This window comes from Streptomyces sp. NPDC004752 (assembly GCF_053601275.1).
The window spans coordinates 1-26865 of sequence record NZ_JBSGBN010000044.1; the positions used below are offsets into that span (position 1 = coordinate 1).

20 protein-coding genes are annotated in these 26865 nt (G+C 69.2%); 8 read left to right on the forward strand and 12 right to left on the reverse strand.

The genetic code is table 11. The annotated features are described in order from the left end of the window. From ACWEKM_RS19765 to ACWEKM_RS19775, 3 genes are all read right to left on the reverse strand, one after another. The coding region (locus ACWEKM_RS19765; RefSeq protein ID WP_451622470.1) for a carbohydrate ABC transporter permease at window positions 1-521 on the reverse strand (521 nt) is incomplete at its 3' end. After that, entirely contained in the window at window positions 518-1375 is an 858-nt protein-coding gene (locus ACWEKM_RS19770; RefSeq protein WP_451622471.1) for a carbohydrate ABC transporter permease, read from the reverse strand. The genes ACWEKM_RS19765 and ACWEKM_RS19770, both read right to left, overlap by 4 nt. A 164-nt stretch (window positions 1376-1539) precedes the next feature. Next, window positions 1540-2370 (reverse strand): phytanoyl-CoA dioxygenase family protein, encoded by an 831-nt coding sequence (locus tag ACWEKM_RS19775; protein WP_451622472.1) that lies wholly within the window; start codon window positions 2368-2370, stop codon window positions 1540-1542. 444 nt (window positions 2371-2814) lie between these two features. Between ACWEKM_RS19775 and ACWEKM_RS19780 the strand changes: the two genes are divergently transcribed. Both ACWEKM_RS19780 and ACWEKM_RS19785 read left to right on the forward strand, forming a co-directional pair. Further along, on the forward strand, window positions 2815-3945 hold the full coding sequence (locus tag ACWEKM_RS19780) for an aminotransferase-like domain-containing protein (RefSeq protein ID WP_451622473.1): 1131 nt from the start codon (window positions 2815-2817) through the stop codon (window positions 3943-3945). After that, window positions 3938-4918, forward strand: a complete 981-nt coding sequence (locus ACWEKM_RS19785) for an alpha/beta hydrolase (protein ID WP_451622474.1) — start codon at window positions 3938-3940, stop codon at window positions 4916-4918. The genes ACWEKM_RS19780 and ACWEKM_RS19785 overlap by 8 nt, the downstream gene beginning before the upstream one ends. 60 nt (window positions 4919-4978) lie before the next feature. Here the strand turns inward: ACWEKM_RS19785 and ACWEKM_RS19790 are convergent, their stop codons facing one another. The 6 genes from ACWEKM_RS19790 to ACWEKM_RS19815 are packed head-to-tail and all read right to left on the reverse strand — an operon-like array spanning window position 4979 to window position 10588. Continuing rightward, on the reverse strand, window positions 4979-5896 hold the full coding sequence (locus tag ACWEKM_RS19790; RefSeq protein WP_451622475.1) for a TauD/TfdA family dioxygenase: 918 nt from the start codon (window positions 5894-5896) through the stop codon (window positions 4979-4981). A 20-nt stretch (window positions 5897-5916) separates the two neighbouring features. After that, window positions 5917-6492, reverse strand: coding sequence for an RraA family protein (locus tag ACWEKM_RS19795; protein WP_451622476.1), 576 nt, complete (start codon window positions 6490-6492; stop codon window positions 5917-5919). Next, window positions 6489-7547 (reverse strand): ABC transporter ATP-binding protein, encoded by a 1059-nt coding sequence (locus ACWEKM_RS19800; protein ID WP_451622477.1) that lies wholly within the window; start codon window positions 7545-7547, stop codon window positions 6489-6491. The genes ACWEKM_RS19795 and ACWEKM_RS19800 overlap by 4 nt, the downstream gene beginning before the upstream one ends. Further along, on the reverse strand, window positions 7544-8857 hold the full coding sequence (locus tag ACWEKM_RS19805; RefSeq protein WP_451622478.1) for an ABC transporter substrate-binding protein: 1314 nt from the start codon (window positions 8855-8857) through the stop codon (window positions 7544-7546). The genes ACWEKM_RS19800 and ACWEKM_RS19805 overlap by 4 nt, the downstream gene beginning before the upstream one ends. A gap of 19 nt (window positions 8858-8876) precedes the next feature. Beyond that, window positions 8877-9701, reverse strand: a complete 825-nt coding sequence (locus ACWEKM_RS19810; RefSeq protein WP_451622479.1) for a carbohydrate ABC transporter permease — start codon at window positions 9699-9701, stop codon at window positions 8877-8879. Then, window positions 9698-10588, reverse strand: a complete 891-nt coding sequence (locus tag ACWEKM_RS19815) for a carbohydrate ABC transporter permease (protein ID WP_451622480.1) — start codon at window positions 10586-10588, stop codon at window positions 9698-9700. Before ACWEKM_RS19815 ends, ACWEKM_RS19810 begins: the two co-directional genes overlap by 4 nt. A 133-nt stretch (window positions 10589-10721) precedes the next feature. Between ACWEKM_RS19815 and ACWEKM_RS19820 the strand changes: the two genes are divergently transcribed. Genes ACWEKM_RS19820 through ACWEKM_RS19830 form a run of 3 tightly spaced genes read left to right on the forward strand, consistent with a single transcriptional unit; the run spans window position 10722 to window position 14449 of the window. Beyond that, entirely contained in the window at window positions 10722-11627 is a 906-nt protein-coding gene (locus ACWEKM_RS19820; protein ID WP_451622481.1) for a MurR/RpiR family transcriptional regulator, read from the forward strand. A 28-nt stretch (window positions 11628-11655) separates the two neighbouring features. After that, window positions 11656-13326: a gamma-glutamyltransferase family protein gene (locus ACWEKM_RS19825; RefSeq protein ID WP_451622482.1), complete on the forward strand. Its 1671-nt coding sequence runs from the start codon at window positions 11656-11658 to the stop codon at window positions 13324-13326. Window positions 13327-13336: 10 nt separating this feature from the next. Then, the gene (locus ACWEKM_RS19830; RefSeq protein WP_451622483.1) at window positions 13337-14449 is read left to right on the forward strand and encodes a hypothetical protein; all 1113 of its coding nucleotides are present in this window, start codon (window positions 13337-13339) and stop codon (window positions 14447-14449) included. A gap of 91 nt (window positions 14450-14540) precedes the next feature. Here ACWEKM_RS19830 and ACWEKM_RS19835 read toward each other — a convergent pair whose 3' ends face one another. Continuing rightward, window positions 14541-17198 carry a SpoIIE family protein phosphatase gene (locus ACWEKM_RS19835; RefSeq protein ID WP_451622521.1) on the reverse strand — a complete coding sequence of 886 codons (2658 nt, stop codon included), beginning with the start codon at window positions 17196-17198 and terminating at the stop codon, window positions 14541-14543. 344 nt (window positions 17199-17542) lie between these two features. After that, window positions 17543-20035 (reverse strand): HAD-IA family hydrolase, encoded by a 2493-nt coding sequence (locus tag ACWEKM_RS19840; RefSeq protein WP_451622484.1) that lies wholly within the window; start codon window positions 20033-20035, stop codon window positions 17543-17545. A 384-nt stretch (window positions 20036-20419) separates the two neighbouring features. Here ACWEKM_RS19840 and ACWEKM_RS19845 point away from each other — a divergent pair, with 384 nt between their 5' ends. Genes ACWEKM_RS19845 through ACWEKM_RS19855 form a run of 3 tightly spaced genes read left to right on the forward strand, consistent with a single transcriptional unit; the run spans window position 20420 to window position 23954 of the window. After that, window positions 20420-21943, forward strand: coding sequence for an amino acid permease (locus tag ACWEKM_RS19845; RefSeq protein ID WP_451622485.1), 1524 nt, complete (start codon window positions 20420-20422; stop codon window positions 21941-21943). Beyond that, window positions 21940-22494 carry an FGGY family carbohydrate kinase gene (locus tag ACWEKM_RS19850; RefSeq protein ID WP_451622486.1) on the forward strand — a complete coding sequence of 185 codons (555 nt, stop codon included), beginning with the start codon at window positions 21940-21942 and terminating at the stop codon, window positions 22492-22494. The genes ACWEKM_RS19845 and ACWEKM_RS19850 overlap by 4 nt, the downstream gene beginning before the upstream one ends. After that, window positions 22491-23954, forward strand: a complete 1464-nt coding sequence (locus tag ACWEKM_RS19855) for an FAD-dependent oxidoreductase (protein ID WP_451622487.1) — start codon at window positions 22491-22493, stop codon at window positions 23952-23954. Before ACWEKM_RS19850 ends, ACWEKM_RS19855 begins: the two co-directional genes overlap by 4 nt. Window positions 23955-24055: 101 nt before the next feature. On the opposite strand, the gene ACWEKM_RS19860 is transcribed toward ACWEKM_RS19855, so the two are convergent. Beyond that, complete coding sequence (locus ACWEKM_RS19860) at window positions 24056-26746, reverse strand: sugar-binding protein (protein ID WP_451622488.1); 2691 nt, start codon at window positions 26744-26746, stop codon at window positions 24056-24058. Window positions 26747-26865 lie beyond the last annotated feature (119 nt).

Below are 26865 nucleotides of genomic sequence, written 5' to 3' on the forward strand. Positions count from 1 at the left end.
TGGCGGAACAGGAAGATTCCGAAGGCGCTGCCCACGCTCGGCAGCACCAGCGCGGTGTAGCTGTCCAGCAGGTTCACCTTGGACAGGGCGTAGAACACCGGGATCCCGGTCACCTGCGGCGGTATCGCCAGACACAGCATCACTGTCCAGAACGACAGCCTGCGGTTGCGGAACCGCAGCCGGGCCAGCGCATACCCGGCGGGCAGCGAGGTCAGCACCTGCGCCACGAACACCAGGGCGACGACCAGGGTCGTGTGCAGATACAGACCGGGCCAGTCCACGTCGTGCCATGCCTGCCGGAAGTTGTCCAGGGTGAAGCCCGACAGGCTCACCGACCCGGGCTTGAGCCGCTTGTTCGGGGTGACCGCGGCCAGTGCCATGAGCAGGAACGGGGCCAGCATGAACACCGCTCCCGCGGCGAGCCCGGCGCGCAGACTCCAGCGAACCCATATGCCGCGACGGTCACCGGCCCGGCGGCGGGCGGGCCGCAGGCCCTCGCGGGGCATCGTTGCCGCGCTCATCGGCTGCCGTCCTTGTCCCAGCGGCGCCCGCCGAGGCGCAGCTGCACCGCCACCGTGATCAGGACCAGCACCAGCAGCACGGCGTTGACCACCGAGCCGCCGCCGATGTCGAGATAGCTCACACCTCGCTGCCAGGCGAGGAACGACAGGGTGCTCGTGCTCTCCAACGGCCCCCCGTTGGTCATCACCCGGACCTGGTCGTACACGCGCAGCGAGTCACGTGTCGTGATGACCAGCGCGAATGTCGTGGCCGGTCCGATCGCGGGCCAGATCACCGACCAGAACCGCTGCCAGGCTCCGGCCCGGTCGATGCGGGCGGCGTCCTCCAGATGGGCGGGCACGTTCGACAGGCCGGCGAGAAACATCACCACGCACGATCCGATCCCTGCCCAGCTGCCGACGATCGCGACCGCGGGCAGCGCCAGCGTCGTCGACCCGAGCCAGTCGTCGTGCCCGAAGAGCCCACCCAGCGTCGAGTCGAAAACACCCACGTGCGGGTAGAAGAGCCACCGCCAGACAACCGACATCGCGGCCAGGGTGGCTGCTGTCGGTGCGAAGTAGGCGGTCCGCCACAGCCCGGCGCCGCGGCCCGCAGCCCGGATGGCGAGCGCGATCAGCAGGCCGATACCGACCTCGGCGGGCACGGTCAGCGCGGTGTAGAGGAGCGTGTTCCCGGTCGCCTGCCACAACTCCCGGCTGCCCAGCACCCGGCGCCAGTTGTCCAGGCCGGCGAAACTCGTCTCCTGGCTGAGCGGATCGAAGTTCAGCAGCGCCAGCGCACCCACGGCCAGGACGGGCAGCACGACGAACGCGACCAGGAAGGCGAAAGCCGGCCCCAGCAACACCGCGGTCACGCCGGACTCACTCGACCGGAGACGCCTTGGCACGCGGGTGCCGTAGCGGCCGAACGTCTTGCCGACGCCGAGGCGGCGGACCGCGGTGCCAGCAGCCCCCGTAACGCCGATGGCCGGTGGTTCGGGCCCTGGCCCGGCGTCGGTCGAGGTTGGTGAAGGTGCCTTCATCGCTCGGCGTTTCCGGTCGCGATCGACTCCTTGCGCTTGCGGATCTCGGCGACGATCCCGTCGTAGAAGGCGACCGCCGTGGGGTCGAAGTCGGTTGCCGGGCGCGGCTCGGGAAGGAAGTTCCCGTGGGTGTCCTGCCCTCGGACCAGCGTCGCGCTGTCCTTGAATCCGGTCGTCTGCCGTACGTGCGCGGCGATGTAGCGGATGGTGATGCCGCAACGCCGCAGGTCGGAGTGGTTCGGCAGCGAGCCGTGCACGAGCATGGTGTGATGCAGGGAGAACTCGCCGGGTTGGAGTTCGAACTCGACGGCCTTGCTCTCGTCCACGTCGACCTTGATCTCCTGTCCGCGGCTGGCCATGTTGTGTGAGGCGAAGGTGTCCTCGTGCTGCAACTGGCCTTCCTTGTGGGTGCCGGGAATGACACGCACACAGCCGTTCTGGCGGGTGCTGGGGGTCAGCGCCACCCAGGCGGTCACCACACTCGGCTCGGACAGGCCCCAGTACGTCGCATCCTGGTGCCAGGCGAGATAGCCGGGGTCGTGCGGCTTCTTGTCGAAGTGTCCGGTCGCCCAGGCGAGGATGTCGGGGCCGAGCACGTCCTCGACCGCGTCGAGGATCCGCGGATGCCGCATGAGGTCGTTCAGCCAGGTCATGAGCAGGTGGGGCTTGATCTTGGCGGACGACCACAGGTCCGGTCGGCTCGCCTCAAGCCGGTCCATCCGGTCGAGATGGTCGGCGGCTTCGTCCGGGCCGAATGCGCGCACCGGGCACACATAGCCGTTGTCCTCGTAGCAGCGGACCTGCTCGTCCGTGAGGAGCTTGGGCATCGTCTGTCCCTTCTGATTCAGTGCTGGTAGACGTGGCGGATCGTGTCCGGCCCGTGTTGGAGCCGACGGGGTGGGTGGTGTTCCGACGCCGAGGACGCGCGTCGTGAGAACCGAGCCTGACTGCCCCTCGGGCGGCCGCAGTCACACCTGCGGCGGCTCCGGGCCGAACAGCATCGCGTTCACGGATCTGACGTTACAAACTGTTCCGCGGCTCCACCAGCTAACAAAGATGAACTATCAGATTAATAAGTTGCTACTACAGGTTCCGGGTGGCCATCTCGCTGGGGGAGGTGGGTGCCCCCTGCGATGCCGCCCGACGGCTGACCCTGCCTGGCCATCCGGTGTCACCCCGGATGGATTCATGGGACGTACCGAGCACGTTCCCCAACTTGTAACTACAGATCACCATTCTGAAGTGACAAGCCTGGGGCGGAGGAGTAGTCGATGGAGAGCGGCAACGCCGTACTGGACCTCAGCCACAACAGTCCCCCACCGGTCCCGGCGGTCCTCGATGAGGAGTACCGGCGTGCCGTAGCGGCGACGCTCGATCGTGTGCCGCCGGGCCGCCTCGTCGGCGTGCACGGTTACAACGGTGCGGAGCAGGACCGGGCGGCGGCCGCCGCCTTGCTGGCGCGTCGCCTGGGGGCGCGGCCGGACGAGGGCCGGATTGTGGTCACCAACGGAGTCAGCAGTGGGCTGGCCATGATCTGCCAGGGCATCGTCGGACGCGGCGGGCTGCTCGCCGTGGAACAGCTGACCTACCCCGGTATCCGCCTGCTGGCCAGGCAACTCGGCTGCCGGGTCGTGGGACTGCCCATGGACGCCGACGGGATGCTGCCCGACCCACTGGCGGCTCTGTGCGCGTCCGACCGGCCGGACGCGGTGTTCATCGTGCCGACACACCACAACCCCACCACCGGCACCATGCCGTCGGAGCGGCGCCAGGCGATCGCGGACATCGCCCGCCGACACCGGGTGACCCTCATCGAGGACGACATCTACAGCCTGCTCTCGCCCGAAGCACCACCACCGCTGGCCACCCTGGCACCGGAGCTCACCTGGTATGTGATGGGGCTGTCGAAGAGCGTGGGCCCGGGCATGCGGCTCGGCTACCTGGTGGCCCCCTCCGCCGGCGAGGCGGCGCGGCACTTCTGGCCCGGCGTCCGGATGACCCAGTGGATGGCCGCACCGATGATCGCCGGGCTCGCGTCCACGATGATCCACAACGGGGGACTCGACCGGCTCCTCGCGCAGGTGCGTGCGGAGAGCGAAGAGCGGCGCGCGCTCGCGCTGCGGACCCTCGACGGGTTCGACGTCGCCTCGGCCGAGGCATGCCTGCACACCTGGCTCACCTTGCCGGGCGATATGCCCGGCGCCGCGGTGTCCAGCGCGACCCGCGCCGCGGGCGTCGTCGTCGCAGACGCGGGCCTGTACACCGTCGACGAGCAGACCGCGCCCGCCGCCATCCGTATCGGCCTGGGCAACCCGCGCACGCAAAGTCAGCTGACCGAGGCGTTGACCACCGTGGTGAACGTGCTCGAAACCGTTTCCCGGCAAGGAGTTCGACGTGGCTGAACAAGACCGCACCCCCGTGGCGTCCCCCGGTCTCATCGATCCCGCCATGGCCGCCGCGATGGCCAGAGCAGCCGAACTCGTGGCCGCCGACGGTGGACCCACCGCTACGGTCGCCGACAACCGAGCGCAATACGTCCGGGTGTCCCGGTACTGGAACGAAGACGCGGCGCCCGTCGCGAGCGTACGGACGGTCCAGGTCGAAACCCCGGCGGGGCCACGACCGGCCCGGCTGTACCGGCCGGTGGCCGACCCCGTACCCGTCGTCGTGTTCCTGCACGGCGGCGGCTGGGTACGCGGAAACCCCGACACATGCGACTCGCACTGTCGCCTGCTCGCCTCGGCCAGTGGCCTCGCCGTACTGTCCCTCGACTACCGGCTCGCGCCGGAACATCCCTTCCCCGCGGCACTCGACGACGTCGTCGCCACCCTCGACGCTCTCCGCGATCCCGGTGTCACCGACGACTACGGCGTCAGCCACGGACGGGTGTTCCTGTCCGGCGGGTCGGCAGGTGCGAACCTCGCCCTGGCCGCGACGCTCAGAGAACGCGACCAGGCACGCCCGCTGCCCGAGGGACTGGCCCTGTTCTACGGCGTCTACGACTGCGATCTCGACACGCCGAGCTACCGGCAGTTCGGCGACGGCACATTCGGACTGTCCCGGGAGCGCATGGCAGGCTACCTGCGCGCCTATGTCCCGGACGGCACCAGCGCCGACGAGCCGTACCTGTGGCCGTTGCGCTCCGATGTGCAGGGACTCCCACCGGCCTGGTTCGGCATAGCGGAACTGGATGTCCTGCGTGACGAGCAACTGCGCATGGCCGAGCGGATGTCAACGGCGGGCGTCCACGTCGACGTCCGCCGCTACGCGGGTCTGATTCACGGTTTCGGCAGCCGGACCCGCACGGTTCACCGGGCCGCGGCAGCCGTGACCGACGCGGCGCGCTTCCTCAAGGCACTGGCGGCACGCGGCTGAACGCCATGAGCCGACCGACGGAACTCAAGTGAAGGACCCGGGGGACAGCCCGAGCGGGTGCTACGCCGGGTTGAGCTTGGTGTAGAGCCGCTTGAGGTGTCGGACCGCGTTCGCCTTGATCTCGGTGCGTCCATGGAGGAATCGGGCGTTGTCGATGATGAGCAGGTCGCCGGTGTCGAGGCGGGCGCGGGTCTGCCTGGCGGGCTCGCGGACGGTGGCGGTGAACCGGTGCAGCGCGCTGAGGTGTGCGGGGCTGGGGGTCTCGGGTGCCAGGTCCGAGGCGATTCCGGCGTCGAGGGCTTCGTCGCGGTAGCGCGCGGTGAGGCGGCCGTCGGCGCGGCGGGCGAACACGCTGGTGAGCGTGGGAACGCGGCCGGTGTCGGTGGGCACGTTCAGGCTGGGATAGCGGGGTTCCTGCAGCAGTTCGACGTCGGTGTCGTCGAGGGCCGCCGCGACGTCGTCGACGTGGGTGAGGGTGGATTCCCCGCCGCTGTCGGGGGTGCCGTTGTGCACGAACGCCAGGACCAGGATCTCGGGCGGGGCCGACACCGACGAGTTGTCGGTGTGCGGGGTCAGTGCGACGCGCCGGTCGCCGAGGCGGGTCTGCTCGCCCTCGTCGGGGTTCGGCTTGAGGTCGTCGATCAACGGGCGGTCCGGGCGCGAGGGAACGACCGGGCCGATGACGGAGGCGATCGCGACCACCATCGCGGTGGACTCCGCGGGCAGTCCCCTGAGCACGACGGCCTGGTCGTCTTCACGGACCGCGGACACGGCCTGCTCCAGCACGGTGGCCAAACCCTCAACGCGGTCGGCGAGTTGGGTCCGTGCGGCTTGCTGGCGGGCGGGATCGGGGTAGTCCGCCGGGGTGAAGGACTGCTCCAGCCACGACACCTGCTCGCGCAGCTGCGGGGGCAGGGAGAGGACGGTGAGGCGGTCGGTCGCGCCCGACGGGGTGTGCAGGGGAAGTGCGGTGGACATGGGGTCTCCTTGGGGTGGGTTCACTCAGGGCGGTTGAGTGCTCGGGCGAGTCGCTGGCGGTCTTCGGCGAGCTTCTGGGTCGCGGTGGCGAGCACGGTGTCCTCCACTTCCCGGGGGACGACCACGATGCCGTCGGCGTCGGCCAGCACCAGGTCACCGGAGCGCACGGTCACACCACCGCAGCAGACGGTGCCGCCGACCTCGCCGTCCCAGCCCTTGTTCGGGCCGGCGGCGCTCAGCCCCCGGGCGAACACGGGGAAGCCGAGCTCCCGGATGGCTTCGATGTCGCGGGTCGCGCCGTCGAGGACGACGCCGGCCAGATCGCGGGTGAGGGACTTGGCGGTCGTGATCGAGCCCCAGACCGCCCGGCTCGGATAACCGCCTGCGTCGATCACCAGCACGCTTCCTGCCGGAGCGGTTTCGATCGCCCGGTGCACGGTGGAGTTTTCGGCGGCCATGGTGCGTGCGGTCCAGGCGCGGCCGAGCAGGCGGGTCCCGGCAAGCGGCCGCAGTGCGGGGTCCATGACCTGGAAACGGTTCAGCGAGTCGGAGACCAGCCCGGCGCTCAGTTCGCGCCAGGGTTCGAGTTCGGTCATGGCTGTCCCTCGATTCGGTTGCCTTCGGGGTCGAACCGGTGGATCCGGTCCGCGGGGGCGTGTGCGGTGATCTGTTCGGGTACGGGGTCGGATGCGCGAAGGCGTATCCGCACGGTTTCTTGGCCGCATCGGAAGTGCACGATGCGTTCGGTGCCGGTCAGGTCGGCGTCGACGACCGGGCCGCGGAGGGTGAGTGCGCCGGGGGCTTCGCCGGGGAGGAGGTCCTCGGGGCGGATACCGATGGTGCCGGGCGGCAGTCCCAGCGGCTGTGCGTCGAGGAGGTTCATCGCGCCGAGGAATCCGGCCACGAACGTGGTCGCCGGCGCCCCGTAGACGTTCTCCGGGTCGCCGGAGTGCTCGATCCGGCCGTCGCGCAGCACGACGAGCTGGTCGGCGAGTCCGAGGGCCTCGGTCTGGTCATGTGTGACGTAGACCATCGTCGTGCCCAGTTTGCGTTGCAGGGTACGGATCTCGCTGCGCATGGTCACCCGCAGCTCGGCGTCCAGACTGGACAGCGGCTCGTCCATGAGCAGTACGGCGGGCTCGCGGACCAACGCCCGGCCGATTCCGACCCGTTGCCGTTGCCCGCCGGACAGCTGTGCCGGTTTACGGTCCAGCAGGTGGTCGATCCGCAGCAGCTCGGCGATGCGGGTCACCCGGTCCCGGCGCTCCTGTTGGGGCACACGTGCCATGCGGAGCGGGTACTCGATGTTGTCGTGGGCGGTCTTGTTGGGGTAGAGCCCGTAGTTCTGGAAGACCATCGCCACTCCGCGCCGGCGCGGGTCGGTCTCGGTCACATCGCGGTCACCGATGCGGATGCTGCCGGATGTCGGGGTTTCCAGGCCCGCGATGCAGCGCAGCAGCGTCGTCTTGCCACAGCCGGACGGTCCCAGCAGCACGGTGATTGCACCAGGCGGGCAGTGCAGGTCGACCTCGCGCAAGGCGGGGGTGCCGCCCGCGAAGGTCTTGGCGACGCCGACGCAGTGCACGTCGGCGGCGCCATCGACCGGGGCGGTGTCGGGCGGGGGAGCGGTTTTGGTGTCGGTGGCATTCATGGGAGCAGTCCCTCCGCCCGGTTGGTCGCGTCGGCAAGGGCCTTGGTGACGGTCATGCTCCCGCGGCGTGCGGCGAGGAAGTTGTCACTGACGAGCGTCATGATCTCCGTGGCGTGAATGCCGGGGAACTGGTACCAGGGCACCACGGCGGGGACTTCGGACAGCGCCACCGCCATGCCGGCGTTTTCGCGGTAGAACGGCGCCAGATACGACTCGCCCTTGGCGGCGACCCGGTTCGGGGTGAGGTAGCCGCTGGCCTTGGTCAGGTTGGTCGCGCTGCGCGGGCTGGTGAGTTCGGTGATCACCGCCCAGGCCGCGGCCTGCTTGTCGGCATCCTTGCTGAGTACGACGAGCCCGCCTCCGGCGGCCGGTGCCTTGCGGGTGCCGCCGTCCGGGAGCGGGAAGGGCGCGGTGCGGATCTGGAAGCTGTGCTTCGCCGACGTCAGTGCCACGATCCCGGAGTTGGCCTGGACGAACATGGCGAGGTCGCCGCGGAGGAACGCGTCCATTTCCGTCTTGCGGTCCAGCGGCTGGCCGAGACCGGACTTCGTGATGTCCGCCCAGTACTGGACGATCGAGCTCACCTTGGGGTCGGTGAGGGTCAGCCGGGTCTCGTCGGCGTTCATCAGTGCGCCGCCGTTGGACAGGATCAGGTTCTGGTAGCCCCACAGCCCGGAGCCGTCGGCGGAGAGGTTGACCCCGTAGCGGGCGGCCTTGGCGGAGACGATCCGCTGGGCGGCGGTCCGCAGTTCCGACAGGGTGGCCGGCGGGCGGTCGGGATCGAGCCCGGCCTTGCGGAAGATGTCGGCGTTGTAGTACAGCAGCAGGACCGACACGCCGTAGGGCAGCGCCCAGGTCTTGCCGTCCCGTTTGCCGAGTTCCAGGAAGGACGGGTAGAAGTCGGCTGCGGTGAACCCCTTGGCCGGAGTCAGGTAGGGGTCGAGGGGCATCGCGAGGTGCGCGTCGGCGTAGGTGCGCACCGAGTTCAGCCCGATCAGCGCCAGATCCGGCGGGTTGCCGGCGGTCAGCCCCGCCTGGATGCGCTGGTCGACCGCCTCATAGCTGCCCTGGCCGACGTTGTTGAGCTTGACCGTGATCCCGGTGCGGCGGGTGAAGTCCGCGCCGAGTGTCTTGGGCAGCGCCGTCGTGTAGGCGGGCAGGTTCATGAAGGCCAGTTCGACGTCGATCGGGTGGGACGGGTTCGGTGACCGGCCAATGGATCCAGCGGTCGTTGTGCGTGCGCTGCAGGCGGTGGCGAGCAGGCCCATGCCCGCGGCCAGCGCGGCGCGGCGGGAGACGGTGGCAGGCATCTCAAGGCTCCTTGGTGGGTCAGTCGTTGTTCACGGCGAGGGCGATGCCACGCACGAACTGCCGTTGTGTGACGAGGAAGGCGAGGAGGAGGGGCAGTACGGCCAGGGTCGCGGCGGCCATCTGTACCCCGTAGTCGGTGAAAGTCTCGGTGGTTGCGTAGGTGGCGACGGCGTAGGGCACGGTGGCCGCGCGGTCGGTCTGCAGCATGACGGAGGGCCAGAACAGGTCGTTCCAGTGCGAGACGACGCTGAACACGCCGAGCGTGACCAGGGCGGGGCGCATGTTCGGCAGCGCGGTCCGCCAGATGAGCGCGACGGGGCCGACCCCGTCCAGGCGGGCCGCGTCGAAGAGGCTCTGCGGGAGGGTGAGGGCGAACTGGCGGAAGAGGAAGACGGCGAACGCCGATCCGGTGAACGGCACGACCAGGGCCGCCAGACTGTCCGTCCAGCCGAGCCGGGCCAGCAGCACATAGTTGGGCAGGGCGATCACCTGGGCCGGCACCACCAGGCACGCCATCACCAGCACCGTCGCCACCTTCTTCCCGACGAACTCGCGCCGGGCCAGAGCAAACCCGGCAGGCAGCCCCAGCACCACCTGCCCGACGAAGATCAGGGCCGTCATCACAGCGGTGTTGGCATACAGCCGCAGCCACGGCTGCTGCGCCCACACCTTGGTGAAGTTCGCCACCGTGAGCCCGGAGAACCCCAGGTGGACCGTCGTGCCGGTGCTGCTGAACGCGGTCAGCAGCATGACGGCGAACGGCAGCAGCATCACCACGGAGCCGACGGCGAGCAACAGGTGACGGACGAGCTGGCCGATCAGCCGACGCGAGCGCATCGTCATCGGGTGCCCGCCGTTTCCCAGCGACGCCCGACACGCAACTGCAGCAACGCGGTGCCCAGCAGAATGACCAGCAGGACGAGGTTGACCACCGAGCTGCCTCCGATGTCGAGGAACTTGATGCCGCGCTGCCACAGCAGCACCGACAACGTCTGCGAACTGTTCAGCGGCCCGCCGTCGGTCATCACCCGCACCTGGTCGAACACCCGCAGCGCGTCACGGACGGTCAGCACCAGGGTGAACACGGTGGCGGGGCCGAGCGCAGGCCAGGTCACCGTCCAGAACCGGTGCCACGCGCTTGCGCCGTCGAGGGTCGCGACCTCGTGCAGGTGGGCGGGAACCGCTGAGAGGCCGGCGAGGAAGAGGATGACCGCGGTGCCCAATCCCGCCCAGCTGCCCACGATGGCCACCGCGGGCAGGGCGAGTGTCGTCGAGTCCAGCCAGTCCCGCACTCCGAACCAGTCGCCCACGGTGGCGTCGATGAGCCCGCTGTCGGGGTAGAACAGGAATCGCCACACCACTGACATCGCGGTGAGGGTCGCGGCGACCGGCAGGAAGTACACACTGCGCCAGAACCCGGCGCCGCGGGTCAGGCCGTGGATGAGCAGGGCGATCACAAGCCCGCTGCCTATCGTGACGGGGACCGTGATCGCGGTGTAGACGATCGTGTTCACGGTCGCCTGCCACAACTCGTGGCTGGGCAGCACCCGCTGGAAGTTGCGCAGGCCGACGAACTGGAATGTCTGAGTGAACGGGCTGTAGTCGAACACGGCCAGCACGAGCACCAGCAGCACCGGCACCAGCACGAACACACCCATGAGAAGCATTGCCGGGCCGGTCAGTATCCAGCCCAGGGCGTGCTCACGCCGTGCCTGCTTCGGTCTTTTCATGCCGGGGACGCTAAGGAGGCCGAATGTCCCGGCGGCGTCCGCCCGGTTAACGAAGCAAGAATGCTCCCTAATCTCAGGCAATCCCGAGGAACTATCCTCCCGTTACGGGTTGGTGGGAGGTATGGTCCCTGACGTGACAGCGAAGAAGAGCGAGAAGACGAACAGCCCTCCCCGTCTGCGGACGGGCAAGGTCGCGGCCCGGATTCAGGCCGGGCGGACGGGGCTGGTGCCCAGTGCGCTGAAGGTGGTGGAGGCGATCGTGCAGGACCCGTCGCGGGCGCTGACCTCGTCGGTGTCCGAGGTGGCGGACTGGGCGGGGACCGCGGAGTCGACCGTGATCCGGGCCTGTCAGAGGCTGGGGTTCAAGGGGTTCCATGATCTGAAGCTGGCCCTGGCCAGTGATCTCGCCATGCAGGAACGGGACCGTGACGACCTTGAGCGTGCCGAGGACATCGGTCCGCGGACTCCGCGGCGGGAGATTCCGCGTCAGGTGCTGCACAACAGTGCGGTGATCATGCAGGAGGTCGCCCGCTCGCTGGATCTGGACGCGTATGAGGGAGCACTTGCGGTGCTGACCGAGGCGCGGCGGATTCTGGTGGTGGGCAACGGTACGTCGTCCGCGCCCGCGCAGGACTTCGCCTACCGGCTGACGACGCTGGGGCTGGTGGTGCAGGCGCCCCTGGACACGTTTGCCCAGCATCTGATCGCGCGGGCGCTGGAGGGCCGGGACGCGGTGCTCGCGATCAGTCACACCGGTGCGACCAAGGAGACGCTGACCGCGGTGGAGGCGGCGCACAGCCGCGGGGCCCGGGTGGTGGCGGTGACCAGCCATCTCCGCTCGCCCCTGGCCTCGCGCTCGCATCATCTCCTGGTCGCGGGCGGCCCGGATCTGGGTTTCCGCCTGGAGGCGATGACGACGCGGCTCGCGCGTCTGGCCGTGCTGGACACGTTGTTCGTCGGGGTCGCGCTGAGCAGCCCGAAGCGTTCCCGTGAGTTTCTCGATGCCATGGCCGATGTGACGGCCGAGCACACTCTGTGAGGTTTCTGTGTCTGACACCAGCCCTGCGATGAGCGCGGGAAGCCCCCCGGAAGTGGCCCGTGCCTTTCTGCGTGCAGGGAGCCGTCCCCTGGCGGTCGGGCCGCGCGGAGCCGTCTCGTGCGCCCATCAGTATGCCGCGTCGGCGGGCCTGGACATGCTGCGGGCGGGCGGCAACGCCGTTGACGCCGCGGTCGCCATGGCCGCCACACTCAGTGTCGTCGAACCCCAGTCCACCGGCGCGGGCGGCGTCGGGTTCATGACCATCGCCGTACCGGGCCGCCCCGAACCGCTCGTCCTGGACTTCATGGGGGTCGCACCCCAGGCCGCGACACCCGCGGCCTTCAGCGGTCCGGCGGCCAGGGACATCGGGGTGCGCGCGGCACTGGTCCCCGGTGCGGTGGCCGGCTGGGCGGCGGCCCTGGAGCGCTTCGGCCGCCTTGGGCTGGCCGACGTCCTCGCACCCGCCATCGACCACGCCCAGGCCGGTGTGCCCGTCTCCGATGTCCAGCACCAGATGCTCAGCGACATGTGGCGGAACCTGCTGCCCTACCCGACCACCGCGAAGATCTTCCTGCCGGACGGGCGCGTGCCGCGCCGCGGTGAGCTGATCCGGCAGCCGGACCAGGCCCGCACCCTCTCCCTGATCGCCGAGGGCGGAGCGGAGGTGTTCTACCGCGGGCCGGTCGCGGACGAGATCGTCCGTTTCTCACAGGAGAACGGCGGCCTGCTCACCCACGACGACCTTTCCCGTTATGAAGCGGTGTGGAAGGAACCGGTGTCGGTCGCCTACCGCGGGCGGCGGGTGTTCTGCCCGCCGCCGCCGTGCGAGGGCTTCGGCTACCTGCTGGCCCTGGCCATGCTGGAACATCACGACCTCAGTGCGCTGGAACAGGACAACCCCGCCCGCGTCCACCTGCTGAGCGAGGTGTTCAAACTGGCCGTCGCCGACCGCATCGCCTACGGGTCACGGCCGGACACTCCATGGCACCGGCTGCTCTCACCCGAGTACGCGGCCGAACGTGCCGCGCTGGTGGATCCGGTCCGCGCGGCCACGGTCGAAGGCGAGCGGCTCAACCCCGCCGCAACCGCCCAGTCGGTGCAACCGGGCAGCCTCGCCGACAGCGCACGGGAGTGCACCACCCACCTCGCCGCGATCGACGAGGAGGGATACGCCGTCTCGTGCACCTACTCCCTGGGCGGCGGACCCGTCCGCGGCTTCGGTTCCGGTGTCGTGTTCGGCACCACCGGCCTGCCGTTCAACAACATGGCGCACTGGTTCGACCTCGATCCCGCCAGCCCCAACGTGATCGCACCGGGCAAACGTATGGGCTCACCGGCCTCCCCGGGCATGGTGTTCGAAGGCGGGCGCCCGCTGCTGGCACTGGGCACCCCGGGATCCTGGGGAATCCTGCAGACCACACCGCAGATGCTGGCGGGCGTACTCGACGACGGCCACGACATCCAGGCCGCGATCGAACAGCCCCGCTTCCGGGTCTACGGCGGACGCACCCTGGCCGTCGAAGACCGCTTCCCGGTCGGCACACTGCGCCAGCTGGCACGGTGGGGGCACGACGTCGACATCATCGGCCCGTGGAGCCGGGCGGTCGGCGGCGCCCACGGTGTGGGCCGCGACCAGGACACCGGTACCTTCTCCGGTGGCGCGGACCCCCGGCGGGACGGGGTGGCCCTTGCCTGGTGAGCCGACCACCGTGACCTGGCCAGTCCCGGGTGTGCGGCTGCACGCCGGGCTGGAGCGGCTGGCATCCGTCGGCGGCCGTGAGGTGCTGTCCTACTTCCAGCCCGGCGCCGCGGACCGACCGCTGATCGTGTTCCTGCCGGGAGGCGGCCACCTCGCCCGTGTCTGCTACGGCCATCCCGGCGCCGACCCGACCGAGTTCCTCGCCCACGCACTGGCAGCACAGGGATTCCCCCTGCTGGCACTGTCCTACCCCAGCACCAACAACGTGTTCCCGCACGCGCACCCGGACCTCACCATCGGCGAATGGGCGGCGGCAGCGGCCGCGGTCACCGCACAGGTGACGGCGGACGAGCGACTGGGCGGCCAGGTGGTGGTGTGTGCCTGGAGCATGGGCGGACGGACCGCGCACCCCTTCACCACGGCCGCCCGGCAACTCGGCCTGCACGTCGACTGCTTCATCGCACTCGCCGCGTCAGCGCCCATGCTGGCCCGCGGACCCTTCCCCGACGGCACCGCCCCGCTCAATGCCGACGGCCTGTGGGACTACAGCGGTTACGGTCTGTCCCGCGAGGCCATGTATCGCACCTGGTACCGCCAGGTCACCGACCCTGACGAAGGCGGCGGGCCGATCATGACCGAACAGGAATACCACCGCTACTACTGCGGCCTGCACTCGGTCGGTCTGCGGGGCGAGTTGCAGATCTTCGACGGCACCTCAAGCGTGACCAGCCTCGACAACTACGAAACGGCCAGCGGCCACGGGCGATGGGAAGAGTTCCCGCTGTGCGCGGCCATCGCGCCGACCAGCCGCCATGATGCGATCTCCTCGCTCACCAACCACCTGCGCTGGCCCCTGGTGACCATGGAGAAACTCGCCCGGACCCTCCCGGCCTCGGCGGCCGACCGCTGGCCGGAGATCCTGCGACTCGCCCACCGGGCACCCGAGATCCTCACCCGTACCGTCCCCGGGAACCACTTCTTCTTCCTCGGCCGCCGCGGCGCACACGCGACCGCCGAAGCCATCGTCGAGCTCATCACCGCGACCGGCGATCTCTGGCACCGCGCGACCGGCCGGAGCGCCGCACGGAGCATGCCGGAAACATGGGGGGATTCCGTGACGTGACACTCTGACCGAGGGACGTGCTGACCGAGGGACGTGCGGCCGGTTTCGCGGTGCTTGCTCGACAGTACGAGCGGGGTGGGGTTGTCGCGGTCTACTCTTCCCACTGGTCCAGAAGGGTGTCGGTCAGCGCGGTGCCGGGCGCCGTGGCGTCGTGATGGGTGGACTGCTCCGCCCAGATGATTTTGCCTTGTGGGGTGTGTCGGGTTCCCCAGCGCTGGGCGAACTGGGCGATCAGGAAGAGGCCGCGGCCGCCCTCGTCGGTGGTGGTGGCCCGGCGCAGATGCGGGGAGGTGCTGGAGCCGTCGGCGACCTCGCAGATGAGGTTGCGGTCGTGCAGCAGGCGCAGCCGGATGGGCTGGGTGCCGTACCGGATGGCGTTGGTGACCAGCTCGCTGGTGATCAGCTCAGCGGTGAAGGCAAGGTGCTCCAGGCCCCAGGTGTCCAGCTGGTGGGTGACTTCGGAGCGGATGCGGGAGACCACGGCCGGGTCGGACGGAATGTCCCATTGGCGGACCTGGGCGGGGTTCAGGATACGTGTGCCGGCGACGAGCAGGGCGACATCGTCCTCGGGGTGCTCGGGCAGCAGGGCGTCGACGACCGCCTGGCAGGTCTGTTCCGGGGTCGCGTAGGGGTGGGTGAGGACTTCCTGGAGGATTCCCAGACCTGTGTCGAGGTCGCGGTGGCGGTTCTCGATCAGTCCGTCGGTGAACAGGGCCAGCCGGCTGCCCTCCGGCAGGTGCAGTGTGCCGGTTTCGACCGGGAGACGACCACCGAGGCCGAGAGGCGGTGAGAGCGGGGTGTCGGGGAACGAGACGGCGCCGTCGGGATGGATCAGGGCGGGGCCCAGGTGGCCGGCGCGGGCGATGGTGCACATTCCGCTGACCGCGTCATAGGTCGCGTACAGGCAGGTGGCCCCCGTGACCTCCTGACCGGCATCCTCTCCGCCTTCGTCGGCGTCGATGTGCGCCACCAGCTCATCCAGGCTGCCCAGCAGTTCGTCGGCCGGCAGGTCCAGGGCAGAGAGGTTGTGTACGGCGGTGCGTAGCCGTCCCATGGTTGCCGCGGCATGCAGACCATGGCCGACCACGTCACCCACCACCAGTGCGACGCGCGCCCCGGGAAGCGGGATGATGTCGAACCAGTCCCCGCCGACCCCGGCTTCCGCGGGCAGATAGCGCCAGGCTACTTCCAGGGCGTTCTGCTCCGGCAGCCCCCGCGGCAGCAGACTGCGCTGGAGTGTCACGGCCATCCCATGCTCGCGCGTGTACCGCCGCGCATTGTCGATACAGACGGCCGCCCTCGTCGCCAGTTCCTCCGCGAACGACAGATCGTCCTCTTCGAACGCCGGGACACCAGGTGCACGCCAGAAGCCCACCATGCCCAGTACCACACCCCTGGCCTGCAACGGCACGGTGATCAGGGAGTGCAATCCGTACTCCAGGATCCTTTGGGCCTGGTCGGGATCCTGCTCCTGCCATCCCGTGGCCCGTCGCAGGTCCGGCTCAAGCTGCGCCCGTCCCATCTCCAGCGCCCGCGCCTGCGGTGTCGCCGGAACGAAGGTGATCAGCTCGCCGACCGGATACAAGGGAGCCTCGTCCAGATGGCCGCTGACCGCTGTGCGCCGCATCTGCCGCCCCGGCTCCCGCGCCGGTTCCTCCCCCTGCACGACGGCATCCAGGAGGTCCACGACCACGACGTCGGCGAATCGCCCCACCGCCATCTCGGTCAGTTCCTCCGCCGTGCGCACCACATCCAGCGTGGTCCCGATCTTCACCCCGGCGTCGTACAGCAGCTTCAGCCGCTCCCGTGCTTGTTCCGCCCGCCCCGACACCGCCGCAAGCTCCGTGGTGTCCCGCAACGTCACCACACTGCCCGCCGGCCCTCCGTAGGGGACAGTGGGCCGCTTGTTCACCGCAACGAACCGATCGCCGGCCAGATGCACCTGATCCGTGACCGGCTCTCCCGACGCAAGCAGCCCCGCCGTCCTGGGGTCCAACCCCACGTCGCCCACAGCCCGCCCCTCCGCGTCCATCGGCAGATCGAGCAGTCGCTGTGCTTCATCGTTGACCAGCAGCAGCCGCCCATCGGCTCCGATGATCAGCACACCCTCCCTGACCGCGTGCAGCACCGCATCATGGTGCTCATACATCCGTGCCATCTCAACCGGCCGCAGCCCATGTGTCTGCCTCCGCAGCCGTCGGGAGATCAGCACTGTGCCGGCAGTGGACGCGGCGAGAACGCCCGCACCACTGCCGAGGATGATCGGCAGCTGCTGCCGGACCAAGCCGGTCACCTCTTCGACCTTCAACCCCGAGAGCACCACCCCGGCGACCGAACCATCAGCCCGGAACACGGGAACTCGCGCCTCGATGTACTCCTTTCCCCCGGGCAGGCTGGACGGCTGGCCTCGCGGAAGAGTTGCCTGCTCAACGACGGTGTGACCCGCCAGCGAGGGGCCGATGGGAACATTCGTCGGTGTCCCGAGAACCTTCCGGTTGGGATGGGCAAGGCGGATTCCCTGCCTGTTCACGACGACGATCCAGTCGACACCCGCCCGCTTCCAGGCGGCCTCGATACGTGGCTGCAATATCGCCGTGGGATCCCGACTGTCCAGCGCCGCCACCATGCCCGGTGAGTTCGCAAACGCCTGCGCCGCGGCCAGTGACTGCTGCCGAGCCTCCCGCACCGCGGCCTGCTGCGCGTACAGCACCAGGGCCGTCACCGCGGCCGCGACCAGCAGCACCACCATGAGGAACTGCGGGACGAACACTTGCCCCGCTGCGCTGCCCAGATAGAGCAGGGAGCGCGGTCTCGCCCCCGCACGGGTGTCGCGGCCCGATTCCCGTGGATGTTTCGAGCCGGGATCTGGGGGGTGCGGGGATCCGGCGTGATCGCTCTGACGCACCCGGCGGAACGGACGGCGATCTCGACGGATAAATCCATTCATGGACTATTCGTACACTGATGTTCATTCTGGTGTGAACCGGACCGTGGACCTGGGCCTTCCCGGGCATATGCCCCAACGTGCTGCCAGGCTTCCCGCGGACACCCGGCTTCCTGACCGCCCTCATGGAACGGGCTTCCTGACCGCCCTCATGGAACGGTTGGGGTGTTCGCGGGTAGTTCGGTCCAGATCGTTTTTCCGGTCGTGGTGTGGCGGGTGCCCCAGCGCTGGGTCAGCTGGGCGACCAGGAGGAGACCGCGTCCGCCTTCGTCGTAGGCGCGCGCCCGGCGCATATGAGGTGAGGTGCTGCTGGTGTCGGAGACCTCGCAGATGAGATTGACGTCGTGGATCAGACGCAGCTGGATGGGTGGTTGGCCGTAGCGGATGGCGTTGGTGACGAGTTCGCTGACCACCAGTTCAGCGATGAAGGATGTCTCGTCCAGTCCCCACGAGGCGAGTTGGTCGGTGGTCAGTTGGCGTGCGTGGGCGACTATGGCCGGATCGGAGGGAAGCTGCCAGGTGGCGACGTGTGAGGCCGCGAGGGTCTGGGGGCGGGCGAGGAGCAGGGCGACGTCATCGGCGGGGTTGGTGGGCAGCAGCGATTGCAGCACCTTGTCGCAGGTGTCTTCGAGGGACGGTGGGGCGTCGCTCAGGGCGCGGCGCAGGCGCGTCAGTCCGATGTCCACGTCGCGGTCGGCGGTCTCGATGAGGCCGTCGGTGAACAGGGCGATCAGGCTGCCTTCGGGCAGTTCGAGCTCGGCGGACTCGAAGGGCAGGCCGCCCAGGCCCAGCGGCGGGCCGGCGGGCAGGTCGGGGAAGTCGACTGTGCCGCCCGGGTGGACGATGGCGGGGGCGGGGTGCCCGGCGCGGGCCAGGGTGCAGCGGCGGGAGATCGGATCGTAGACCGCGTACAGGCACGTGGCGCCGACGATCTCGGCTTCCGGCTCGACGGCCTCCTTGGCGGACGGATCCGCCTCGCGATCGAGGCGCAGGACGAGGTCGTCAAGCTGTGTGAGCAGCTCGTCGGGCGGGATGTCGATGTCGGCGAGCGTGAGGACGGCCGTACGGAGGCGTCCCATGGTGGCTGAGGCTTGGATGCCGTGGCCGACGACATCGCCCACGACGAGTGCGACCCGGGCCCCGGACAGGGGGATGACGTCGAACCAGTCGCCTCCGATGCCTGTGGTGGAGTCGGCCGGCAGATAGCGGGAGGCCACCTCCACCGCGGTCTGTCGTGGCGCCTGCCGGGGGAGCATGCTGCGTTGCAGTGCCACCGCTGTGTTGCGCTCACGGGTGTAGCGGCGGGCATTGTCGATGGCCAGGGATGCTCTGGCCGTGATCTCCTCGGCGAGCAGGAGATCGTTCCCGTCGAAGGCGTCCGGCGTCCGGTGCCGCAGGAACTGGGCGAGGCCGAGGGTGGTGCCGCGGGCGAGCAGTGGCACCACGATCAGCGAGTGGACGCCATGTTCGCGCGCGGCGGCGGAGCGCACGGCATCGTGCGCCAGCCACCGTTGGATGACCGGGTCCTCGGCCCAGTACTGCGCCGGCTTTCCGGTGGCCAGGGCACGGCCCATGGGGGAGCCGTCGGGGTAGCGGTCCATATGCCCGGGCTCGACCACCGACTCCGGGCATCCCGGCAAGGTGGACTGCTGTGCGGCTCGACGGAGGACGATGGGTTCGGCGGTCGGTCTCACCGGTGGCTCGGCGCCGAGGCAGACGGACTCGAACAGGTCGACGCCGACGAAGTCGGCGAAGCGCTCGGTGGCAACGTCCGCGAGCTCCTGAGCGGTGCGCGTCACGTCGAGTGTGCTGCCGATGCGGGCGCTGGCCGCGTTCACGATGGACAGCCGCTGCCTGGCGCGGTACTGGCCGGTGATGTCGACGGCCGCGGTCGACATGCCCCGCACGCGGGTCGCCGCTGGAGCGGGACGGTTCGTCAGCCGGGCGAGAGCCATCGGCAGCCCGGTCAGCGAGGTGATCACTGCGTCGGGCTCGTCGAGTTGGCTGCGGGTCGGCGCCGGCGGGGCCTCGCCGCGCAGCATCCACACGGTGCGCATGCCGAGCCGTGCTGCGGGCCGGATGTCGGCGTCGAGCCGGTTGCCGACGTAGGCGGCGTGGCCAGGGGGCACTCCCATCTGATCCAGCACGGTGAGGAAGGCGCGGGGATCCGGCTTCTGGAAGGGCTCGCCCCCGAGCAGAATCGCGTCGAACAGTGGCTCCAGGCCGTCGCGGTGCAGTGCTTCCCGGACCTGCGGGGCCGAGAGAGAGACGATGCCGAGCTGGTACTGCTGCGCCAGAGCGTGCAGGAACGGCCGGACATCGGGGTAGAGCGCCTCGACCGGATACTCCTCGTGCTTGACGATGTGCCGGTGCAGTAGTTCCGCATCGCCTCCCGGGACGAAGTGGCTGGCGAATGCGGCGCGCAGGCTGATCTCCGAGTATTCGCGGTTTTTGTCGTACTGGGTCCAGAATCCGACGTCGTCGACGTCGCCGGCCAGCTCGGCGACCGCCTGATACAGCGCTTGGACGTAGCGCTCGTCGTCGTAGATCGTCCCACCGATATCGAACAGCACCGCGTCGATGCGCTCGACCGACCGCTTCCGGCTCGGCTTGGGATGACCCACGCTCGTGGACTCGTTCATGGAATGTCCCCTGGTTCGGAGGACCCGTATGGATCAGAGGTGTCGCGGACCACAGCGAGAGCAGAACACAGTGCAGTCCGTGATCGCGGTCCTCGGCCAGAACGTTGCCGGGCCTCTTGCTGTTACTCAGTAGGGTAACTGGAAGACCGTGTCGACCATGTTCGGCTGCGATGCCTGTGATGTGGGCGGCGGGCGCTTGGACGACGCCGACAGGGGGTGTCGCCGGGGCAAGAATTCCTGGGAGGCCCCGGATCGTCGTCCGTCTTACTTTGGAAGGGAACGATCCGTGTACCGGTAGCACCAAGCCGCCCGGTGGGTCACGACCTGCCCGACACCCGAAGCCGACGCCCGGGCGCGCGCTGCTCCGAAGAGGAGGAGAGCGCCATGCCTGACACGCACCACTCCGGCGCGGCCGGGCAGGGTGAATCGGACATTACGAGATTCGGCTATCAGGAGACGCTGGAGCGCCGCACCGGCCGCTTCGCCTCCTTCGCGGTGGCCTTCGCCTTCGTGTCCATCGCCACCGGCATCTTCACCACCTACGGCTCCATGCTGTCCTCCTCCGGCCCCATGGGTATCTGGACCTGGCCGATCGTGGTGGTGGGACAGCTCGCCGTGGCGCTGGTGTTCGGCGCGCTGTCCGCCCGCATCCCGGTGACCGGCTACGCCTACCAGTGGATGTCCCGGCTGGCCAACCCCGTCCTCGGCTGGGCGCTGGGCTGGGTGTCGTTCACCTTCCTGGCCATCGTGGCGGTCGCCGTCGACTACACCATCGCCTCCGGCGTAGCGCCGGCCCTGTTCGCCTACCACAGCACTACGGGCAACGACTGGGCGATCACCGCGGTCGTCCTGCTGGCCCAGGCCCTGCTGGTCGCCTACTCGACCAAGTGGTCCGAGCGGGTGAACAACACCGCCGTCACCGCGGAGCTGCTGAGCATGGTCGCCCTGGTGGTGCTGCTGTTCGTGGTGGCTGCCATCCGCCACCGGCTCACGGCCGGGAATCTTTTCAGCACCGGGGCGATCGCGGCGCACGGCTACTTCGGCTTCGGGAGCTGGGCGCACGCGGGACCATGGATGCTGGGCTTCCTGCTCGGGGCGTTCACCATCGTCGGCTTCGAGTCCGCCTGCAGTCTCGCAGAGGAGACGCACCAGCCGGAGACCGTGGTGCCGCGCGCCATGGTGAAGGCCGTGCTCGCCTCCGGCGTTCTGGGATTCCTGTTCCTGGTGGCGGTGACCATGGCCGGCGGGAACCCGGTGGCACTGGCGAGGTCGGACACGCCCATCGCCGACGTCATCATCGGCGTCCTGGGCAGTGCGGCCGGTACAGCCCTTCTGGGACTGGTCGCCCTGTCGATCTTCGCGTGCGGCCTGGTGATCATGATCACCGGTGTGCGGCTGATCTGGGCGATGTCACGTGATGAGCGCTTCCCCGGCTGGCGCGCCTGGCGCCGGATCGACGCCTCCACCCACACCCCCCGCAATGCCGCCCTGCTGTTTCTCGTCGTCACCGAAGTCATCCTCGGTGTCTTCGCCCACCAGACCCACGCCCTGTTCAACCTGTTCGCCGCCGCGACCCTGCTACCGGCGATCATCTACACCGCGGTCGTGCTGCTCTACCTCCTGCGCCGCCGCAAGCTCCCGGCGGCCCGCGGGTTCGGCCTCGGCCGCTTCGAACTGCCGGTGGTCCTCTTCGCGCTGATCTGGCTGCTGTTCGAGCTGTCCATCTTCCGCGACGCCGCCTTCGCGGATCCCTGGCTGTACTGCGCAGTCGCCGCGGGCAGCGGCCTCGCGTACCTCGGGTGGCTGCTGCGCAGACGCGGACGGCACGGGCTGCAGATGCCCGAGATGCGCTCGATCGACGACGCCCTGACGGGTGGCCCCGGCCCCACGGACAGGAGCACCCTGTGAGCACCATCCTCGCCATCGACCAGGGCACCTCCAAGGCGATCGTCGCCGACGACGCGGACCGAACGATCGCCGTCGTCGAGGAGCCGCTGCGTCCGTACTACCTCAGCGGGGGCCGGGTGCAGCAGGACCCCGGCCGACTCCTGGACTCCCTCCTGGCGGCCGGTCGCCGCGCGATGGCCTCGGCCCGACGCCCCCTCGACGCGGTGGCACCGGCCCATCAGGGCGAGGCCGTGCTCGCGTGGGACCGGCGCACGGGCAAGCCCCTGACTCCCGCGATCGGGTGGCAGGACCGGCGAGCGGAGCAGATCTGCGCCGGCCTCGGCGCCGAGCGCGACTGGGCCGCCCACCGCACCGGCCTGGCCCCTGACCCGTACTTCTCGGCACCCAAGTCGACCTGGCTGCGGCGCAACGTCACCAAGGACGCAGTGGTCACCACCGTCGACTCCTGGCTGCTCCACCAGCTGACCGGCGCGTTCGTGACCGTCGCCGCCACCGTGAGCCGCGCCCTGGCCGCGCTGCGCACCAGCCTCACCACCGGAGACCCCGCATGACCCTCCCCCCGGCCTCTCGGACCGGCGACGTCTTCGACGTCGTCGTCATCGGCGCAGGCATCGTCGGCGCCGCCATCGCCCGCGAAATCTCCGGCCACCGGCTTTCGGTGGCACTCGTCGAAGCCCGCGACGACGTGGGCGAGGGCACCAGCAAGGCCAACACCGCCATCCTGCACACCGGATTCGATGCCAAGCCCGGCACCCTTGAGTCGCGCCTGGTGCACCGCGGCTACCACCTGCTCTCCGGGTACGCCCACGCCACGGGCATCCCCGTCGAACGCACCGGCGCACTCCTCGTCGCCTGGACCGAGGAAGAACTCCAGGCGCTCCCCGGGCTGAAGGAGAAGGCCGAACGCAACGGCTACCAGCACTGCGAGCCGGTGACCGCCGACGAGGTCTACCGCCAGGTGCCCGCCCTCGGCCCCAGTGCTCTCGGCGGCCTGACCGTCCCCGACGAATCCATCATCTGCACCTGGACCACCAATCTCGCCCTCGCGACCGACGCCGCCCAACGCGGGACCCGCATTCTCCTCCAGCACCCCGTCACCGGCATCCGCATCGGTGATCGGACCACCATCGTCGAGACACCGAGGGGACCGGTCCACGCCCGCTGGGTGGTCAACGCCGCCGGCCTGGGAGCCGACAGCATCGACCGGCTCTTCGGCCACCAGCGGTTCACCGTCACCCCGCGCCGCGGCGAGCTGCTGGTGTTCGACAAACTCGCCCGCCCCCTGGCGCAGAAGATCGTCCTTCCCGTCCCCACGGCACGCGGCAAGGGCGTCCTGATCTCGCCCACCATCTACGGCAATGTCATGCTCGGCCCCACCGCGGAGGACCTCACCGACCGCACCGCCACCGGCACCTCCCAGCGCGGCCTCGACTTCCTCCTGGCCAAGGGCGAGAAGCTCATGCCCCGTCTGCTGAACGAGGAGGTCACCGCCGACTACGCGGGTCTGCGGGCCGCCATCGACCACGGGGACTACCTCATCGTCCCCGAGCCCCGCCGGCGCTATGTGCTCGTCGGCGGTATCCGCTCCACCGGACTGACCTCCGGCATGGCGATCGCCGAACACGTCCGGGACCTCCTCGCCACCGCCGGTCTGCCCCTGCGGCCGCGTGACGACCTGCCCACCCCACCCCGCATGCCCAACCTGGGCGAGGCCTTCCCGCGGCCCTACCAGGACGCCGAACTCATCAGCAAGGACCCCGACTACGGACACATCGTCTGCTTCTGCGAACGCGTCACCGAAGGAGAAATCCGGGACGCGTTCGCCGGACCACTGCCCCCGCACAGCCCGGAGGGACTGCGCCGCAGAACCCGTGTCATGAACGGACGCTGCCAGGGTTTCTACTGCGCGGCCGCCGTCGCCGCCCTGATCGACCGATACAGCCGCACCGCCACCGGCGAAGACACCTGCACCCTCGAAGACACGTGCACCCTGGAGCCCAGGCCCCGGTGAACACCCAGCCCACCGTAGGCCGATGAGGGGCGAATTCGGCAGGGACGTCCGGGACGGCTCACACATGGCGAGCGGTCCCGGACTCGTTCCGAACTCGTTGCTCAGCCGATGAGTTCGGCGGGTTTGAACAGCGCCGAGTCCTTGGCGCTGCCGATGCCGCCGCCCCACTCGATCCAGCCTCTGCGCCCGCTTCCATCGTTGTCGTTGGCGAGCAGCGACAGGCTGATCAACCGGTCGGCGGGCTCGATCGGTTGCAGGCGCGACCAGGGGATGGCCACTTCGTACGTCGTCCGATCCGCCATGTCATCCCGGGTCACCGCGACCTGGGCGCCCGGAATGGCGCCGGAGTTCTCACCATCGGCAACCCAGCGATACAACTGGGGCCCGGACGGAGTGAGCGCAGCGCCGATCTCGCTCCAGGCCGTCTGCTCGCCGGGAGCGCCACTGCCGATGGCGAACTGGAGGGAGTCGCCTTGCCAGATGCTGCTTCCCGTCTCCGGCTGTGAGTGCACATCATCGGTGATCTCGGCGGACAGATAGAGGTTCTGCTGGTCGTAGCTGAACCAGAGCGAGCCACCGAGATCCGATGCGCCACCGTAGCCGCTCATCCGAACCTTGCCGTCCTGGGGCAACTGGATCGCGGACAGCCCGGTGAGATCGTCCAGCCGGCCGTCGACCGTTATGGTGCGCCGGGGAACGGGAGCGGAAGCACCGGCGGCCACCGGCATCACCGTGCCGCTGAGATCCACCGCCGGCAGTCCCTGCACGGTGAGCCTCGCGGTGTACGGGGATTTCGCACCGGCGGTCAGGGGAACGTCGACCTGGCGCTGGGCATGGCCGGGAACGGTCACATCCTGAAGCGCCGTGCCGTCGGTGGACCCGACAGTCCAGTTCAGCGAACCGAGAGTGTGGCTCGATGCCGACAGGTTCGACACCGTGAACCGCACCTGCTGTGCACCGCTGCTGTCCAGCACATGTTTGGCCTGCAGTTGCAGGGCGCTGCGCACGGTGACGTCGGTCCGTATCCGCCCGATGCGCCTGTGTGCGGTGTACAGATCACCGACGAGAGCACGATCGCCCGCGCCACTCGGTGCCGGCAGGCTGATGGCCCGCGTACGGGACTGCCCCGCGGGCACGTCCAGCCGGTAGGTGCCGCCCCCCAGTTCGAGGCGCAGGGCAAGGGGTTTGTGACCGGCTGTGTTGTCCGCCGCCCAGTCCACCACGAGCGGATCCCCCACGAACGCCGGCCGTGCCGACAGCGAGACGGTTCCGCCCGCGGTTACGGCGTCGACCGGTCCGGTGACGTACAGCGGGTCACCGGTGAGCGTGAGGGTGATGACGCCGTCGTGATCGGGCGCGTAGGTCTCGGAGTTGCCGTACAGGTCCGTGACGACGAGTTCCTTGTCCGCGTGGAGGCTGACCACGGTCGGGGACTGCGACCAAAGGGCCCGCAGCGGCCTTCCGTTGCGGTCGAAGACCAGGTCATGGACACCTGTGCCAACCGTCTCCTTACGGCTGAACGTTGCTCCACTCAGCTGCCGGGTGAGCGCCGCGTAGGCGGCGTAGGCCGGCTTCGGCGTGTAGGCGCCGAGGGGATCGGCGGCGTTGTGCAGCAGTCCGAAGTTGTGCTCAAGGTTGCCCGGGTCGGTACCGTCGTTGACGAAGTCGTAGGCGAAGTAACGCTCGGCCCCGCCGGCGAGTGCGATCAGGGCGGAGCGGGCCACATTCGCCGCCTGCTGTGTCTCGCTGCCGGCCACTACAGAGGTACCGGTGGGCCATCCCTGCTCGCTGATCCAGATCGGCTTGGACTTGCCACCGTTGTACTGCTTGATCAGGTGTTGCAACTGGGCCAGGACCGCGTCTAGCCCCTCGGGTGCTTGCGGGAACAGGTACGGATGCAATGAGATCGCGTCCGTGTAGCGCAAGCCACCCAGCTTCATCCACTGTTCGAGCCACTGCATGTCCGTACCCGCCAGTGTCGGCGCCACCAGGGTGATGTCCGGATGCTCAGGTTTCACGGTCTCGTAGGTGGCCTTCTGCAGGGCGAGGTAACTCTCCGGGGTCCTTGGAGTATCACCGAAGCCGATGTTCCACTCGTTCCAGATCTCGTAGCTGGAGACCTTGCCCGCGTTGTGTTCGACCAGAGCGTTGGCGTACTTCGCGAACGCGGCGATCGCCTCGGCGGATGTGGGTGCCTTGCCCCCGTCGTAGTTCGGGTTGCCGTAGTCGAGGATGATCAGTGGCGACACACCGTTCTCGGCGAGCTGATCGGCGTAGGCGTCGTGGGGGAAGACGTAACTGCCCTTGGTGCGTTCGACGGATCCCCACATCATCTCGTCGCGCTCGTTGGTGAGTCCGGCCTTCGCCAGCAGCGGAATGGACTTCGTGCTGGTGCCCGTGAAGCCGTAGTGCGCGGAGACGCCGAACGGTGAGCTTCCGTTCGTAGCCGGGGCGGGTCGGTTCAGCCGGGCGAGTGTGGTGGTGGCGGTGCCGAGCACGGTGCCGGCTCGGGACGCCGTCACCGCGATACTGAACCAGCCGACGCGGTCGATCGGCAGACGCAGCGCAGTCCGCCCGCCGGTCACCGTCTGCCGCCCCCTGGCGACGACCGTGCCGGTCGCGTCGGTGGCCGACCACGCGAGTGTGTCGCCTGCCGTGGTGACGTCGACGTTCGGCAGTCGGCCGACGGTGAAGACGTTGCCCACAGTCGTCGCCGAGAGCGCAACCGCAGGGGTATCGGCGGCGTGCCCGGCCTGTGGAGTGAGGGCAACGACCATCGGGGCGAGCAACATCAGAGCAAGCCATCGAACCGCTCTGGTGAAGACCACTGAGACCTCCCCATCCTTCGATGCAAATCGTTTGGCATGGCGAGTCGTTATCGTGGTGAGGGCCACGGCCAGGTGTCAATACC

Bases quoted from the DNA above. Each gene is read 5' to 3' on its own strand.
- ACWEKM_RS19855 (WP_451622487.1), top strand. From the start codon at position 22,491: ATGACCCTCCCCCCGGCCTCTCGGACCGGCGACGTCTTCGACGTCGTC.
- ACWEKM_RS19845 (WP_451622485.1), top strand. From the start codon at position 20,420: ATGCCTGACACGCACCACTCCGGCGCGGCCGGGCAGGGTGAATCGGAC.
- ACWEKM_RS19775 (WP_451622472.1), bottom strand. From the start codon at position 2,370: ATGCCCAAGCTCCTCACGGACGAGCAGGTCCGCTGCTACGAGGACAAC.
- ACWEKM_RS19790 (WP_451622475.1), bottom strand. From the start codon at position 5,896: ATGTCCACCGCACTTCCCCTGCACACCCCGTCGGGCGCGACCGACCGC.
- ACWEKM_RS19810 (WP_451622479.1), bottom strand. From the start codon at position 9,701: ATGACGATGCGCTCGCGTCGGCTGATCGGCCAGCTCGTCCGTCACCTG.
- ACWEKM_RS19780 (WP_451622473.1), top strand. From the start codon at position 2,815: ATGGAGAGCGGCAACGCCGTACTGGACCTCAGCCACAACAGTCCCCCA.
- ACWEKM_RS19835 (WP_451622521.1), bottom strand. From the start codon at position 17,198: ATGGTGGTGCTGCTGGTCGCGGCCGCGGTGACGGCCCTGGTGCTGTAC.
- ACWEKM_RS19860 (WP_451622488.1), bottom strand. From the start codon at position 26,746: ATGTTGCTCGCCCCGATGGTCGTTGCCCTCACTCCACAGGCCGGGCAC.
- ACWEKM_RS19800 (WP_451622477.1), bottom strand. From the start codon at position 7,547: ATGAATGCCACCGACACCAAAACCGCTCCCCCGCCCGACACCGCCCCG.
- ACWEKM_RS19840 (WP_451622484.1), bottom strand. From the start codon at position 20,035: ATGAACGAGTCCACGAGCGTGGGTCATCCCAAGCCGAGCCGGAAGCGG.
- ACWEKM_RS19795 (WP_451622476.1), bottom strand. From the start codon at position 6,492: ATGACCGAACTCGAACCCTGGCGCGAACTGAGCGCCGGGCTGGTCTCC.
- ACWEKM_RS19815 (WP_451622480.1), bottom strand. From the start codon at position 10,588: ATGAAAAGACCGAAGCAGGCACGGCGTGAGCACGCCCTGGGCTGGATA.
- ACWEKM_RS19805 (WP_451622478.1), bottom strand. From the start codon at position 8,857: ATGCCTGCCACCGTCTCCCGCCGCGCCGCGCTGGCCGCGGGCATGGGC.
- ACWEKM_RS19825 (WP_451622482.1), top strand. From the start codon at position 11,656: ATGAGCGCGGGAAGCCCCCCGGAAGTGGCCCGTGCCTTTCTGCGTGCA.